The 15,408-nt window shown below is 64.3% G+C and carries 12 protein-coding genes and 1 pseudogene; 8 read left to right on the top strand and 5 right to left on the bottom strand.

Going from position 1 to position 15,408, the window contains the following annotated elements; genetic code table 11:
• Window positions 1-37 precede the first annotated feature (37 nt).
• Complete coding sequence (locus FJ942_RS07775) at window positions 38-1,333, bottom strand: lipopolysaccharide biosynthesis protein (RefSeq protein WP_140501079.1); 1,296 nt, start codon at window positions 1,331-1,333, stop codon at window positions 38-40.
• Between the two features lie 199 nt (window positions 1,334-1,532).
• On the opposite strand from FJ942_RS07775, the gene FJ942_RS07770 reads away from it, so the two are divergent.
• From FJ942_RS07770 to FJ942_RS07740, 7 genes and pseudogenes are all read left to right on the top strand, one after another.
• Window positions 1,533-4,127, top strand: a complete 2,595-nt coding sequence (locus tag FJ942_RS07770) for a GumC family protein (protein WP_140897443.1) — start codon at window positions 1,533-1,535, stop codon at window positions 4,125-4,127.
• 240 nt (window positions 4,128-4,367) lie between these two features.
• The gene (folD, locus tag FJ942_RS07765; RefSeq protein WP_140501082.1) at window positions 4,368-5,267 is read left to right on the top strand and encodes a bifunctional methylenetetrahydrofolate dehydrogenase/methenyltetrahydrofolate cyclohydrolase FolD; all 900 of its coding nucleotides are present in this window, start codon (window positions 4,368-4,370) and stop codon (window positions 5,265-5,267) included.
• Window positions 5,268-5,322: 55 nt separating this feature from the next.
• The gene (locus FJ942_RS07760; RefSeq protein WP_140501084.1) at window positions 5,323-6,285 is read left to right on the top strand and encodes a GlxA family transcriptional regulator; all 963 of its coding nucleotides are present in this window, start codon (window positions 5,323-5,325) and stop codon (window positions 6,283-6,285) included.
• A gap of 89 nt (window positions 6,286-6,374) precedes the next feature.
• The gene (locus FJ942_RS07755; protein WP_140513380.1) at window positions 6,375-8,054 is read left to right on the top strand and encodes a VWA domain-containing protein; all 1,680 of its coding nucleotides are present in this window, start codon (window positions 6,375-6,377) and stop codon (window positions 8,052-8,054) included.
• A gap of 40 nt (window positions 8,055-8,094) precedes the next feature.
• Window positions 8,095-8,470 (top strand): annotated as a pseudogene (locus FJ942_RS28825) (hypothetical protein); the annotation flags it as partial.
• Window positions 8,382-8,657 (top strand): BrnT family toxin, encoded by a 276-nt coding sequence (locus FJ942_RS07745; RefSeq protein ID WP_140501088.1) that lies wholly within the window; start codon window positions 8,382-8,384, stop codon window positions 8,655-8,657. The pseudogene FJ942_RS28825 and the gene FJ942_RS07745, both read left to right, overlap by 89 nt.
• Window positions 8,626-8,904 (top strand): helix-turn-helix domain-containing protein, encoded by a 279-nt coding sequence (locus FJ942_RS07740; protein WP_140501090.1) that lies wholly within the window; start codon window positions 8,626-8,628, stop codon window positions 8,902-8,904. The genes FJ942_RS07745 and FJ942_RS07740 overlap by 32 nt, the downstream gene beginning before the upstream one ends.
• A 326-nt stretch (window positions 8,905-9,230) precedes the next feature.
• Here the strand turns inward: FJ942_RS07740 and edd are convergent, their stop codons facing one another.
• The 3 genes from edd to zwf form a co-directional block, all read right to left on the bottom strand.
• Window positions 9,231-11,075, bottom strand: a complete 1,845-nt coding sequence (gene edd / locus FJ942_RS07735) for a phosphogluconate dehydratase (RefSeq protein WP_140525577.1) — start codon at window positions 11,073-11,075, stop codon at window positions 9,231-9,233.
• Between the two features lie 72 nt (window positions 11,076-11,147).
• Window positions 11,148-11,864: a 6-phosphogluconolactonase gene (pgl, locus tag FJ942_RS07730; protein WP_140658445.1), complete on the bottom strand. Its 717-nt coding sequence runs from the start codon at window positions 11,862-11,864 to the stop codon at window positions 11,148-11,150.
• Window positions 11,846-13,318, bottom strand: a complete 1,473-nt coding sequence (gene zwf, locus FJ942_RS07725) for a glucose-6-phosphate dehydrogenase (RefSeq protein WP_140501096.1) — start codon at window positions 13,316-13,318, stop codon at window positions 11,846-11,848. Before zwf ends, pgl begins: the two co-directional genes overlap by 19 nt.
• Window positions 13,319-13,631: 313 nt before the next feature.
• On the opposite strand from zwf, the gene FJ942_RS07720 reads away from it, so the two are divergent.
• On the top strand, window positions 13,632-14,378 hold the full coding sequence (locus tag FJ942_RS07720; protein WP_140501098.1) for an SDR family oxidoreductase: 747 nt from the start codon (window positions 13,632-13,634) through the stop codon (window positions 14,376-14,378).
• 67 nt (window positions 14,379-14,445) lie between these two features.
• Here FJ942_RS07720 and FJ942_RS07715 read toward each other — a convergent pair whose 3' ends face one another.
• The gene (locus FJ942_RS07715; protein ID WP_246675049.1) at window positions 14,446-15,294 is read right to left on the bottom strand and encodes an SH3 domain-containing protein; all 849 of its coding nucleotides are present in this window, start codon (window positions 15,292-15,294) and stop codon (window positions 14,446-14,448) included.
• Between the last annotated feature and the right edge of the window lie 114 nt (window positions 15,295-15,408).

Below are 15,408 nucleotides of genomic sequence, written 5' to 3'. Positions count from 1 at the left end.
GCGAACCGGTTCGCGGAAAGACTGCCCGGATGAAGGATCAGATCGCCTTCGCCGGCTTGCGCAGCGCCGAATAGGTCAGCAGCATCGACGCGAGATAGAGCAGCAGGAAGACGACGTTGAGCGACAGCACCAGCTTCGATGTGTCGGCAATGGTTGTCAGCACATAGGTCAGCAGCAGCGCCTTGAGAGCGGCGAGCAGGCCGAGATTGAGCGCCCGCACCAGCGTCTGGCCGCGCGCGAACAGAAGTTCCGCCTGGTATTCGACCAGATTGCGCAGTCCCGGAACGCCGATCGCAAGCGCCACCAGGGGAGCGGCCTCCGAGACGTTCTTGCCGAGCGCCCCGGGGAAGAAATGCAGCACCACGGCAAGCGCCAGCAGCGCCAGCGTCGAGACCGCGAATACGCCGCCTTCGATGCCGCTCTTGACCGCCAGCCGTGACAAGAGCTCCGGGGCGCGCATCATGCGCTGCACCAGCATCATGGAGAAGGTGCGGATCGGGATCGCCGTCAGGTCGACCAGCCGCATGATGATGGCATAGATGCCGGCCAGGTGCGGCCCGCCGATCGCCAGCACCAGAAGCTTGTCGAACTCCATCTGCAGGTAGAACAACACCTCGGCGCCGGCGACGTAGATCGAATCGGCGAGCCGCCTGAGATAGAGCTCGCCGCGCAGCCGCAGCCGCTGGCGCGGATAGAAGAGGCCGAACGCGACCAGCAGCGAGGCCGCGTTCGCGCCGATATAGAACCAGGACCACACCCAGACGCTGTGTTGCGCCCAGAACATGAAGAGCACCGCGCCGGCTGCCCGCAACGCCGTCGCCAGGATCGCCAGCACGGCGGCACGGCCGAATTTGCCGAGACCGTTGTTGACGATCAGCGCCACCTCCACCGGCCGCCACAGAAGCGCCTCGGCAAAGACGATTGCCGCGAACACCGGCAGCGGCACGGTGCTGGCAAAGAAGATCAGGTAGACGATGTAGGAGGCCGCGGCGAGCAGCGGCAACGAGACGATGCCCAGCAGCAGGAAGCCTGCGGTGAAGGTGCCAATCAGGTTGGGGCGGATGGTGGCGGTGCGGTAGAGTGCCGAGATGAAGCCGAAGGCCAGAAGCCGCGACAGCATCACTCCGGCGGCCGAGGCGGTGGCGAACATGCCGAACTCGGCGATGGAAAGCGTATTGGCCAAGGCGATGAAGTAGGCGAGTGAAAACACCAGCCGCCCGCCGGCGCCGCTGATCGCTGAAAAATAGTCGCGAACCATCCCCCGTCTTTCGGCCACGAAGGTGCCGATCCGGGCGAGGGGCCGCCTCTGCGGTATGTCGCTGGCCTCAGTCATAGGTCAGGGAAAGGCATAGGCGGCAAAGTTTAACGTGCCCTTCTGAAATCTTCCTGCATCTGCTGAAATTCCAAGCAGCCGGCATCAAGCAATGCTTTCGGCCGCCTAAAATTAACCTTTTGTTTCCTATGCTTGTTTAGCGTGGCTTAACAAATGGCCGACTGCCGCTGTCTGGCGGCTGAAAGTAAGCTCCGCGACAATGGGCGACAGGGAAAATCGTGAGGACTGGAGGCGCGAGCGATCCTTGCTGGCGCTTGGCCAAGCCGTGCGCGGTGAGGACGAGGCATCGCTGGTCTCGCTAGGGGATCGGGCAAATCCGTCATGGCGCGAGGATGCCGCCACACGTCATCGCCTGGCGCGTTCGCAGCGCGAGGCGAAGATGAATCCGGCGCCTTCCGCATCCGCCGCAACGCAACGCTTGCAGCCGGGCGACGAGCCGGCTCCGGCGTCCGCCGGCATTTCGCATTCGCCCCATGGGGCCGGTATCGGCGGTTCGGACCCGGCGATGCCGTATGAAGAGACGGTTCCTGAGATCGCCTCGAGCGTTGATTCCCCGCGCAGCACATCCGAACCGCTGAGCGCGAGCGAAGCGGGAGCATCTCCTGGCGAGGATGCCGACAGCCAGCAATGGAAGCCCCTGATCGATCCGATGCAGGTGGTTCGCGGCGTCGCCAGGTCCAAAGCGCTGATCATCACCACGACGGTACTGGGCGCGGCGCTCGGCGTTGCGATTGCCCTGTCGACGCCGAAGAAATACGAGTCCACCACCGAACTGATCGTCGACCCGCGCGACCTGAAGCTTACGGATCGCGATCTCACCCAGGCGGTGGTCATGCCCGACGCGGCGCTCGTCAACGTCGAGAACCAGATCAAGTTGCTGACCTCCGGCACCGTGTTGAACAAGGTTGTCCAGGAGCTCAACCTTGTCGACGACCCCGAGTTCAACGGCCAAGGCAATGGCGGCCTGAGCGTCATATCGCTGATCCGCTCGATCCTGTTGCGCCAGGACGGACCGGGCGGTGTCGACCAATCCCGCCGCCTTTCCCTTGCCATCGTCAACCTGGCCGAGAGCGTTTCGGTCGAGCGCGGCGGCAAGACCTCCGTGATCACCATCGGCGTCACCACGCAGGACGCCCAGAAATCGGCGCTCATCGCCGAAACGATGACGAAGGTCTTCCTGCAGACTTCGGGTGAAATCCAGTCCGACACTGCCGGCCGGGCCAACAACGAACTGACGGCGAAACTCGACGAGATGCGCAAGGGCGTCGAGGCGGCCGAGCGCAAGGTCGAGGATTTCAGGGCCACCCATGATCTTGTCGACGCGCAGGGCCATCTGATCAGCGACGACCAGATGCTCAAGCTCAACGAGCAGCTTTCCGTCGCTCGCGCCCGCACGCTGGAGCTGAACGCCCGCGCGGCCTCGGCACGTCAGGTCAACGTGAATTCGGTGCTCAGCGGCACCTTGCCTGAAGAGATCAACTCCAACTCCATGAGCGATCTGCGCTCGCAATACGCAACGCTCAAACAGGAGGCTGATCGGGCAGCGGTCCGGCTCGGACCGCGCCATCCCGAGCGCCAGGCGCTCGAGGCCCAGCTCACCGGCGCGCGCGAACGCATCGTCGCCGAACTCAGCCGCATCGCGTCGTCGCTGCAGGTTGACCTGAAACGCTCGGTCCAGCTCGAACAGGACCTTGCTTCCCGCCTGGCGCAGATGAAGGTGCGCAGCGGCGACGTCAACAGCGACCTTGTCTCGATGCGCGAACTGGAACGCGAGGCCTCGGCCAAGCGCTCGGTCTATGAGCAATATCTCCTGCGCGCCAAGGAGACCGGCGAGCAGAAGAATATCAACACCGCCAATATGAGCGTCATCTCGCCCGCCTCCATTCCGCTGGAGCCGAACGGGCCGTCGCGCGCCGTGGTGGCGCTTGCCGGCCTGCTGCTGGGCTTTGCCTCCGGCGTCGGTCTCGGCGCCATGCGCGGCGCCTATGAAAGCCTGCGTGAGACCGCCGGGTCACGATCCCGCCGTGACCGCAAGATAGAGGAGCGCCGGGCGCCGCTCGATGACCAAGCATTCCGGGCGCCGCCTCCGCCGGCGCCGCCGATACCGCAAGCATCGCCGCCGCAATCACCGCCGCCGCCACCAGCATCAGTGCCGCCGCTTGCCGCGCAGCCCGGAGCCGCTGCCACCGAGGGTCCAAGCCGGATCGGCTTGCTGATGTCGAGGCTGCGCAAAGCCGTGTCCCGCAAGCCCGGCACCGAGGCGCAGGACGATGCGTTTCCCGGTGCATCTGCATCGGCCGCTGTCGCCGAAGAGGGCCGGCCGGCGAGCACTCCGGCATTTCCCGACTATCCGGCTCCGGATTCCGCCTTTGGACATCGCCCGCCAGCTCCAGACTATCCGCGGCCATCTTTTCAGCCAGACGCGGACGCCGGCTATACGCGGCCCATGGGACCGCCATTGCGGTCGCCCCTGGTGCCGCAGCAGGCGATGTATCCGGCCTCGTCCCATCCCTATGCGCAGCCCTTGGTCTATCCGCACATGCAGCCTTGGCAGACGCGGTCGGCGGCAGGCCATCCCCAGGCCGCGGCGCCCTATGGCGCGCCCATGCCCTACCCGGCCGCACCCGCTCCGGCTCAGCCGTCGGCCTATCCCGCCGCGCCGCTGGAGCAGCCCGCCGCCGCCGAGAAGGGCGCCGAGCAGGCGTCGATCGAGGAAATTCGCGCCAGCCTGCGCGAATTTCGCGAGGCTGTTCGCGAGCTTACCGAGAGCCGCGCCGGCCGCCGCTATTTCTGAGCCACAAGATAGTCTCCTGTGTCGAACAAAAGCGGGCCGGTTTCGCGTAAACGGCATCGGACGGCGCTTTGACGGGATTGCGTGTTCGAATTTTCGTCAAAATGCCGCGCGGTGTCTTGCCGGAGACGCAGCCCGGCTGGCCGGGTCATGCAGGCTTCGGCACACGATTGAGAAAAGGATCCAAAGCGCCGCATTTTCAGACGCGGCCGGTTTGGCGGAACGTATCGAGGGGTGATTCATATGGCCGAAGTGATTGACGGCAAAAGCGTTGCCGAAGACGTGGTGCGGACGGTGAAGACCTTGACCGCGGAGCTTGTCGCCAAGGGCAAGATCCAGCCCGGCCTCGCCGTGGTTATCGTCGGCGAGGATCCGGCGAGCCAGGTCTACGTCGCCTCCAAATCCCGCACCGCCAAGGAATGCGGCTTTCATTCGGTCCAGCACACGCTGCCGGCGGACACCTCCCAGGAGGCGCTGCTCAAGATCATCGCCGACCTCAACGCCGATCCCGCCATCAACGGCATCCTGGTGCAGCTTCCGCTTCCCGCCCACATCGACGCCGGCAAGGTCATCCAGGCGATCGCGCCGCAGAAGGATGTCGACGGCTTCCATTTCATCAATGTCGGCAAGCTCGGCACCGGCGAACTCGACACCGCTTTCGTTCCCTGCACGCCCGCCGGCTCGATGCTCCTGATCGAGCGCGTGCGCGGCAAGGATCTGTCGGGCCTCAATGCCGTCGTCGTCGGCCGTTCCAACATCGTCGGCAAGCCGATGGCCAATCTCCTGCTCGCCGCCAATTGCACCGTCACCATCGCGCACAGCCGCACGAAGGATCTGCCGGGGCTGGCCCGCACCGCCGACATTCTCGTCGCCGCCGTTGGCCGGCCGGAGATGATCAGGGGCGATTGGGTGAAGCCCGGCGCAACCGTCATCGACGTCGGCATCAATCGCATCCCGGCCCCGGAGAAGGGGGAGGGCAAATCCCGCCTCGTCGGCGACGTCGCCTATGCCGAAGCGGCGAAGGCCGCCGGCGCCATCACGCCCGTGCCCGGCGGCGTCGGGCCGATGACCATTGCCATGCTGATGGCCAATACGTTAGCCTCCGCCTACCTTGCGGCCGGGTTGAAACGGCCCTCCTTCTGACCACCAGAAAGCAGCAGCTTTGCCGAACCCAACTATTCCCTTGGAACGGCCGGTCATGAATGATCCCGTTCAAGGCGGCCGGCAATTCGCATTCCTGCTGGTCGACAAGTTCTCCATGTTCTCGCTGGCCGCCGCGATCGACACGTTCCGTTCGGCGAACCGGCTGCTCGGCCGCGATTTCTACGGCTGGACGACGGTATCGGCCGATGGCGATCCGGTGATGGCGTCCAACGGCTTGCCGCTCAAGATCGACTATGCGGTTGCCGACCTTCCGCCGGTCGACATCCTCTTCGTCTCGGTCGGGCTGACCACGGAGTTTCCCGGCAAGAGCAAGGTTCTGGCGGCGCTGCGCAGCTGGGGCCGGCGCGGCAATGCGCTCGGCGCGCTGTCGGTCGGATCCTATTTGCTGGCCGAGGCCGGCCAGCTCGACGGCTATCGCTGCACCATCCATTGGGAGAACCGCGCCGGCTTCGTCGAGCGCTTTCCCGACATCAACTGCACTGGCAACGTCTTCGAGATCGACCGCAAGCGCTACACCTGCGCCGGCGGCACCACCTCGATCGACCTGATGCTGGAGATCGTGCGCGGCGACTTCGGCTCGAACCTCGCCAATGGCGTCGCCAACCAGTTCCAGCACGAGCGCATCCGCTCGGCCGGCGACCGCCAGCGCGTCGGGCCCGAGCGCGATCTCACCGGCAAGTCGGAGAAGCTCAGGCGCATCGTCGAGCTGATGGCCGACCATCTCGACGAGCCGCTCTCGGCGGTGCAGCTCGCCAAATCGGCCGGCCTTTCGGTGCGTCAGGTGGAGCGTTTGTTCCTGCGCCACCTCAACGTCACGCCCGGCCGCTACTACATGCGGCTGCGGTTGGAGCGGGCGCGCGAATTGTTGCGCCAGACCAACATGCCGATCCTCGATGTGGCGATCGCCACCGGCTTCACCTCGCATTCCTATTTTGCCCAGAGCTACCGGCTGCAGTTTGGCCGCCCGCCTTCCGAAGAGCGCCGCACCACCTACTAAGCCGCGGACAAGCCGCGTCCGGGCTTGTGTCCCAGGGTGGGCTCAAATAGCTTCAGCCGGCGGACGGGGCGGCTACTCAGGAGATTTTGATGGCGGGACTTGCACGGAGCGTCGCTGCGGCGTTTCTCCTTTTGTCGATGACGACATTCGGCTTTGCCGCGAACAAGCTCATCATCATCCTCGACGCTTCAGGGTCGATGTGGGCGCAGATCGACGGCAGGCCCAAGCTGGAAATCGCCCGTGAGTCGCTGAGAAGCGTGCTGCAATCGGTTCCCGCCGACGATGAACTCGGTTTCATGGCCTATGGCCATCGCAAGAAAGGCAGTTGCGAGGACATCCAGCTGATCGTACCGCCGCAGGCCGGCTCGGCGAGCGCGATTTCGGCCGCGGCCGACAGCATGAAATTCCTCGGTAAGACGCCGCTGACATCAGCCGTCAAGCAGGCGGCCGAAGCGCTGAAATACACCGAGGACAAGGCGACCGTCATTCTCATCACCGACGGGCTCGAGACCTGTGGCGGCGATCCTTGCGCGCTTGGCAAGGAACTCGAATCGTCCGGCGTCGATTTCACAGCCGACGTTGTCGGCTTTGGCCTTACGGCCGACGAAGGCAAGCAGATCGCTTGCCTCGCCGACAACACCGGCGGCAAGTACATCCAGGCGTCCGACGAGAAGGCGCTGCGGCAAGCTTTGGTCGAAACCGTCGCCGCACCGGCGCCGTCACCGCCCCCCGCGCCGGCGCCGGCAACCGAACCGGCGCCAGCGCCAGCGCCTGCGCCGGAGCCTGCAAGGCCTGCTTTCAATTTCCAGCCGACCGTGGTGATGGCCGAAGGCGGCGAGCCGATCACCGACGGCAATGCCTGGGAGATTTACAAAGCCAACCCCGACGGCTCGCGCGGCGAGTCCGTCACCACCGAATATGGCAGCTATAGCGGCAAACTCGATCCCGGCGACTATATCGTCGTCGCGCGCGACGACGAAGCCAAGGTCGAGCAGAAGGTCAAGATCGAGGCCGGCCAGGTCCAAAAACCGCTCTTTATCCTGAACGCCGGCACATTGATCATTCACCCGCATGCCAGCCAGGGTGCCGAGATCAGCAGCGAAGCCCGCGTCGATTTCGCCTATCCCGGTGGCAGCACCACCCATTACGGCGACACCCAGGCCATCGTGCCGGCGGGCGAACAGAAGGTGACGGTGCAGATCGGTGCCGGCACGGTGACGGAAACAATCCAGCTCGCCGCCGGGCAGACCGTAGAAAAGGACGTCGTGGTCGGCGTCGGCCAGGCCATGCTCAATGCCTACTATACGTCTGGCGGCGAGAAGGCCGACAATTCGGCCATCGGCTTTGAGATCGTCAAGGCGAAGAAGAAGATCGACGGCAGCCGCGACAGCGTCGAGCACTCCTATGGGGCCGACAGCAAGTTCTGGCTGCCGCCCGACGACTATGTGGCGGTGACAACGCTCGATCTCGCCGTCGTCGAGCAGCCTTTCAGCATCAAGCCCGGCGACAGCCAGGACGTGAAGGTCGTGCTCGATGCGGGCGTGCTCGCAATATCGGCGCCCGGCGCTTATTCGATTGAGGTGTTTTCGTCGAAAAAGGACATCGATGGCAAGCGCAAATCGCTCGGCTTCAACTACGGCGACAACTGGCAGCAGACGATCCCCGCCGGCGATTATGTCGTCGTCCGGCATATGTCGGATGAGGGTCATGACAAGGAGATGCCGGTGACAGTCAAGGCTGGCGAACGGGCCGAGATCACGGTTCAGTAGGGTTTGGTTGTCAGCAACAGAAGGGGCGGCCCACGAGCCGGCCTACCAGGCCGGTCTCGATTGGCGAACCGTCAAGTCAATCAACGACACCTACGACATTCCGGCCGTGCTGAAAGCTCGACCATGGACGAGATGCGATGAATGTGCTGCCCGAAATCGCCGGCGCTTTAGCCGGCCGAGCGAAGGTTTACCCAGCGGCTCCAGTTACCATACCGAGCGGTTTAAGCGCCTTTCCTCTGTGGGTTTGTCGCGCTCCTAAAACCCTCGACATTTCACGAGTGAAAAGGGATTTGCGATCTATACGGAAATCCCGTATGATTGTAGCCCATGACGCAGGACAGGTTCGACTCTGCCAAGGATGCGGCGAATCGCGAAAAGCACAAATTACCGCTGGCCTTTGGCGATCGGATTTTTGAGGACGACAACCATCTCATTATCCCCTCCATCCGAGAGATCGACGGCGAGGAACGGTTCAAGGTGGTCGGCATCGTCGGGGAGAAGCTGTTCACCGGCGTCTTCGTCTGGCGGGGTGAACAGCCCCGCTTCATCTCAGTGAGAAGGAGCAACAAGGGTGAAGAACGAGCATATCTCGCTACCTGCTGACCCGGCTGACGCCGATGACTTCGACGTGACGGCTGGGGCGATGGACCGGGGCCAGCGCGCCCGCCTGATCCGCAAGACGAGGACCGGGCTTGGCCTGTCGCAGTCCGAGTTCGCCAGCCGCTTCCGGGTTCCGGTCGGCACGCTACGCGATTGGGAGCAGGCGCGGGCAACCGCGCCGGATTTCGCTATCGCCTATGTGCGCGTGATCGGTCAGCATCCGGACATGGTGGCGAAGGCCGTCGCATAGCTGGCGTCACCGAGGAGTTTCGGCTTGCATGTCGTAGTTTCGGCAGCTTCGCGAATTTGCCCATATGGCGAGCTGACGAAAAATTGAGATTTTGTGGTGATTCGGAGGAATCATGAACAGCTAGCGTACGCCGCCAGCGGAGAGCAGTTGCATTCGAGAAGCACAGTGGGGCGAGTTATTTACGGAAAGCCTTGTGCTTTGCCCTTTCGGCCACGTCCGATCTCAGAAATCCTAATCTTCGCAACAAAATAACCGGCTTTGACGACGATCCCCGCGACAAGCAAGTAATCCACATTTCAGCTACGGCGGCCAGGAGCCGTCCCTTTTCATTGCAGTGCGAATTCCGCTGCGTCGGTTCCAAACGCGCTGGCCCCATGGTCGGCTCGACCCACCAGCTGACGGAACCCGGCGAAGAGCTCACGGCCGAAGCCGAACTCATTGCCGATGAGATCGGCTTCCGCCGTCCGACGCAGCGCGAATTCCGCTGCCGGTACCAGCACTTCAAGCGTGCCGGCATCCGCATCCAGCCGGATGATGTCGCCGTCGTGGATCCTGGCGATCGGGCCGTCCTCGACCGCTTCCGGCGTGACATGGATCGCCGCCGGCACCTTGCCGGAGGCGCCGGACATGCGCCCGTCCGTGACCAGTGCGACGCGCTGGCCGCGATCCTGCAGGATGCCGAGCACGGTGGTCAGCTTGTGCAGTTCCGGCATGCCGTTGGCCTTCGGCCCCTGGAAGCGGATGACGGCGATGAAGTCGCCGGTGAGCGTGCCGGCCTTGAAGGCTTCGTTCAGCCCTTGCTGGCTGTCGAACACTTTGGCCGGCGCTTCGATGAGGCGCCGTTCCGGCTTCACCGCGGACGTCTTGATGACGGCATGGCCGAGATTGCCGGCCAGCACTTTGAGGCCGCCCGTCGGCTGAAAGGCTTTCTTGAACGGCGCCAGGACCTTCGCGTCGCCACTCGCGCGCGGGGCGGCTTCGCGCACGACGCTGCCGTCGGCACCGAGCTTTGCCTCGACTGCGTAGGGCCGCAGGCCTTCGCCCCATACCGTCTGCACATCTTCATGCAGCACGCCTTCGTCGAGCAGCTCGCGAATGAGGAAGCCGAGCCCGCCGGCGGCATGGAAATGGTTCACATCCGCAAGCCCGTTGGGATAGACGCGCGCCAGGAGCGGCACCGCTTCCGAGAGGTCGGAAATATCCTGCCAGGTCAGCGCGATCCCAGCGGCTGCGGCCATGGCGATCAGATGAATGGTATGGTTGGTCGAGCCGCCGGTCGCGTGCAGGCCAACCACGCCGTTGACGATGGAACGCTCGTCGATCATCCGCCCGACCGGCGTATAGGCGTTGCCAAGCGCGGTGATCGCCAGCGCCCGCTTGGTCGCCTCGCGGGTCAAGGCGTCTCGCAGCGGCGTGCCCGGATTGACGAAGGAAGCGCCTGGCGTGTGCAGGCCCATGATCTCCATCAACATCTGGTTGGAGTTGGCCGTGCCATAGAAGGTGCATGTCCCCGGTCCATGGTAGGATTTGGACTCGGCCTCCAGCAGTTCGGCGCGGCCTGCCTTGCCCTCGGCATAGAGCTGGCGAACCCTGGCCTTTTCATCGTTGGGCAGGCCTGTCGTCATCGGCCCGGCCGGAATGAACACCGCCGGCAGATGGCCGAAGGTCAGTGCCGCGATCACCAGCCCGGGCACGATCTTGTCGCAGACGCCCAGATAAACGGCGGCGTCGAACATATTGTGCGACAGGCCGATCGCGGCCGCCATGGCGATGACATCGCGCGAGAACAGCGAAAGCTCCATGCCCGGCTGCCCCTGGGTGACACCGTCGCACATCGCCGGCACGCCGCCGGCAACCTGGGCGATGCCGCCGGCCTCCCGCGCCGCTTCCTTGATCAGCGCCGGGAATGTCTCGAAGGGCTGATGCGCCGACAGCATGTCGTTGTAGGAGGTGATGATACCGAGGTTCGGCACCTTGTCGGCACCCAGCGCCACTTTCTCCGAGGGGCTGCACACGGCAAAGCCATGGGCAAGATTGCCGCAGGACAGCACCGCCCGGTTGGCGGTCTGGTTCGATGCGCTGGCGATGCGGCCGAGATAGCGCTCGCGGCCCGGCTTGGAGCGTTGGCGGATGCGCTCCGTGATGGCTTCGATATCGCGTCTTGCGGTCATGGCGTTCGGTCCTTTCAAGCGAGGTCCCGGAAACATCCTCCCGCCGTTTGCCGGGACCAGATAAGTCTAGAGTTAGGGTGCCCAGAAAACCTCTACAGGCCTGGGGGCGGTGTCGAGCACGGCGCGGATCGGCTTTCGCGGACCGGGTGCCACCGCGCCGTCGAAGGCGGTGCGTTTGTCCTCGCCCTCTATGTGCAGCGCCAGGAAGCCGGCATCGATGATGCGCGCCAGCGACAGGGTCAGCCGCGGCTCGCCGGCGCTTGCCGCATGAACCGGCAGCACGATCCTGTGCGAGGACGGGTCGAGCAATTTCGCCAGATCGTCGGCGTCGGGAAAGAATGAGGCGGTATGGCCGTCAGGTCCCATGCCGAGCACGGCGACGTCGAGCGGCCAGGGCAGGGACTGGAGCGCCGCATTGTCCGATGCCGCGGCATCCTCGATGCTGACGGCTTCGTGATAGAGCGGCACGAACCGTGCCGCCGCAGCCGCGTTCTGCAACAGATTGGCGGCCACCAGTCCGGCATTGGAACGCGGCGAGGAGGCCGGCACGAAGCGCTCGTCGATCAGCGTCACCGTTACCTTGTCCCAGGCGATCGGTATTCCCGACAGGGCAGCAAAGAATTTTGCCGGCGTCGTGCCGCCGGAAACGGCCAGTAACGCCGTGCCGCGCGCCGCGATTGCCTTTGCCAGCCGGTCGGCGACGCGGCCGGCCAGCCCAGCCGCCAGTTCCGCGCGGTCGGAAAAGCCATTCCAGTTGTAGCTGGCGCTGTTCAATTGCTCTCGTGCCATGTCCGCCCGTCACGTTCGATCAGCGCTATCGAGGCCGAAGGTCCCCAGGTGCCCGCCGTATAGCCCTGCGCCTCCTGCCTGGCGCTTTCCCAGGCGTTCTGGATCGGGTCGATCCACCTCCACGCGGCCTCGACCTCGTCGCGGCGCATGAACAGCGTCTGGTTGCCGCGCACAACATCCATGATCAGCCGTTCATAAGCGTCGGGCGCGCGGCCGTCGAAGGACTGCGCGAAGCTCATGTCGAGCGAAATCTGCCGCAGCCGCATGCCGCCCGGACCCGGGTCCTTGATCATGATGAATTGCTTGACGCCTTCGTCGGGCTGCAGCCGGATGACCAGCTGGTTGGCGAAGATCGGCCCGGCGCTGTCGCCGCCGAAGATCGAATGCGGGATCGGCTTGAACTCGATGACGATCTCCGAGACCCGGGTTGCCAGCCGCTTGCCGGTCCTGAGGTAGAACGGAACGCCTGCCCAGCGCCAGTTGCCGATCTCGGCCTTGATCGCGACGAAGGTTTCGGTGTTGCTGTCCTTGCCGAGCTCCTCGACATAGCCTTTCACCGGCCCGCCTGCGGAAGCGCCGGCGCGGTATTGTCCACGCACCGTGTGCTTCGGCGCCTCGTTGCCGTTGATGCGCTTGAGCGCGCGCAGCACCTTCAGCTTCTCGTCACGCACGGCGTCGGCGTCCATCGACGATGGCGCTTCCATGGCCACCAGGCAGAGCAGTTGCAGCATATGGTTCTGCACCATGTCGCGCAGCGCGCCGGCCTTGTCGTAATAGGTGACACGGTCTTCCAGGCCGACCGTCTCGGCGACGGTGATCTGCACGTGGTCGATATGGGCGGAATTCCACAGCGGCTCGTAGAGCGCATTGGCAAAACGCAGCGCCATCAGGTTCTGCACCGTTTCCTTGCCGAGATAGTGGTCGATGCGGAAGATCTGGCTTTCGTGGAAATCGTCGCCGACCAGATCGTTGAGCGTTTGCGCAGAGGCGAGGTCGCGGCCGATCGGCTTCTCCAGCACGATGCGCGAATTCGGCGTGATCAGGTCGTGTTCTTTCAGCTTGTGCGAGATGTCGCCGAACAGCGCCGGCGCCACCGCCAGATAGAAGGCGCGGATGCAGTCGCTGTCACCGATCGCCTTTTTCAGTCTGTCGAACCCCGCGCCGCTCGTGGCATCGGCCGGGACATAGGAAAGCCGCGCCAGGAAGGTCTTGAGCTCCTTGGGATCGATATCGGCCGCCTTGACGTGGTCGGAAATAGCCTGCTTGGCGAAAGCCCGAAATTCGTCATCACTCATCTTCGAACGCGACGTGCCGATGATGCGGGTTGGCTCGGAAAATTGATGGTCGCGCTGGCGATAGTAGAGCGACGGCAGAAGTTTGCGTTCCGACAGGTCGCCGGTGCCACCGAAAATGATGAAGTCGAAAGGGTCGACGGGGATGATCTGGCTGGTCATGGTCTATCCGCTTTGACGCCGGTCGCGAGTACGCGGCTGATATATTCTAATCGATTTAAATTTTCCAGTGCCATGGTGTCACATCGACGACCGATCGCTACATATTTGCGTCGGTCCAGATGTGCGCTTGACACTGGCACCAAGCGAAGGCTTGTCGGCAAACGACAACTCCGCCAAGCCTTCGCAGTTGCAGCATAGGACGTGAATGTGACGAAAGCTAAGGGAGAATCAGCGCTTTGCCTGTCGTGGCACAGGCCATGACGCCGGCAGCCCACGGTAAAAGCCACGCGATGAACCCAGGGAGCGGAAAAACATGCGTCTGAAGGACAAGGTCGCCATCGTCACCGGGGCCGCTTCGGGTTTCGGCGAGGGCATTGCCCGTCGCTTCGCCGAGGAGGGCGCCAGGATCGTCGTGGCCGACCTCAATGCCAAGGGCGCCGAACGCGTAGCCGGCGAGATCGGCGAGGCGGCGATCTGGACCCAGACCGACGTTTCGCAGCGCTCCGAATTCGACGAGATGGTCCATGCCGCCAAAAGCGCCTTCGGACGTATCGACATCATGGTCAACAATGCCGGGTTCACCCATCGCAATGGCGACATGCTCGAAGTCGACGAGGCGACGTTCGACCTGATCACATCGGTCAACATGAAGGCCATCTATCATGCTGCCCTTGCCGTCGTGCCGATCATGGAGCGGCAAGGCGGCGGCGTCATCCTGACCACGGCCTCCACCGCTGGCCTGCGCCCTCGGCCCGGCCTCACCTGGTACAACGCCTCCAAGGGCTGGGCGATCACCGCCACCAAGTCGATGGCGGTGGAACTCGCGCCGAAGAACATCCGCGTCAACTGCCTGTGTCCGGTGGCCGGTGAGACCGGCATGCTGGAAAAATTCATGGGCGCCGATACACCCGAAATCCGCGAGAAATTCCGCGCCTCGATCCCGCTCGGCCGGCTTTCGACCCCGCTCGACATCGCCAATGCGGCACTGTGGCTGGCATCCGACGAGGCCGCCTTCATTACTGGGGTTGCACTGGAGGTCGACGGCGGGCGCTGCATCTGACGCACACCGTCATCGCTGCGCCAAAGATCGGCTCGGCCGTGCCTGCCTTGATCGGGGCGCTGGTGCGTCAGGCGCCGGTCTTGATGTAAGTTTTGTAGACCCAGCCTGTCTTGCCGTTGTAGACGATCTGGCACCAACGCTTGCAGCTCATCACTTGCACCGAGGTCTTGGCGGGCACCGTGACGATGGCGGCCGCATTCTTCTTCGGGCCGCTACGCATAGTCACGGCCCTGAGGATGCGCCCGGTGCCAGCCGCGGCCGCTTTGCGCGGTTCGGCCTTGCTGTCGTCATCCTGCGCGGCAGATTGCTGCGACGCTACTTGTGGTTGCGCGGCCGGAATGGCGGCGGTCTGCGCGCCATCGGGACTGCTGCCCGCCGCCGGGGCCGGTGCGGCGACCTTGGCGAGCTCGGTGGCGGCGTCGGTGTCGGCAGCGGGTTGCGCGAATGCCGCCGCCGCCGGCTTGTCAGGCGTCTGCCCGGCCTTGCTCGCCGACTGGCCGGAAGCAGCCGGTGCGGTCTTCGATTGGGAGGCGGTCCAGCGCGGGTCGTTCGCCGCGAGCGCCGGAATGGCGGCTTCCGAGACAGCCACGGTCGGCGAGACCTGGTCGGACTTTCGCGCCGCTTGCGGCACCGCCGCCGCGGCCGCCGTGATCCCCGCTGCCGCGATCTTCGTCGTCTTCACCGGAACGGCCGGAATGGCTTGCCCTGGATTGGCAACCGCTTGCCGCTCGTTCGCCGGCAACGCCAGCCACAGTGCCACCGCGGCCACGCCGAGCAGCGCGGCCGTGCCGACCGCGGCAATCACCAGATGCGAGTTCGAACGGACTCCCTGCCAGAATGACGGGCGCATGTCGTAGCCGAACTGCATGGCAAAGCGCCGACGTTCCGGAGCACCGAAACTGAAGGGCTCTCTCACTCTTGCCACCTCCATAAGGGGCCGATGTTCTTCGATCAAACACCGCAATGCGTGCGTCGGTCGCACCGGTCCCAAATCAAACAGCGGGCGGGCCCGCAGAAAATCCCCGTCTAT

The organism is Mesorhizobium sp. B2-4-2 (assembly GCF_006442845.1).
Taxonomy (GTDB): domain Bacteria; phylum Pseudomonadota; class Alphaproteobacteria; order Rhizobiales; family Rhizobiaceae; genus Mesorhizobium.
Note: the sequence above shows the minus strand (reverse complement) of the source record. Positions and strands in the feature narration are given on the sequence as shown.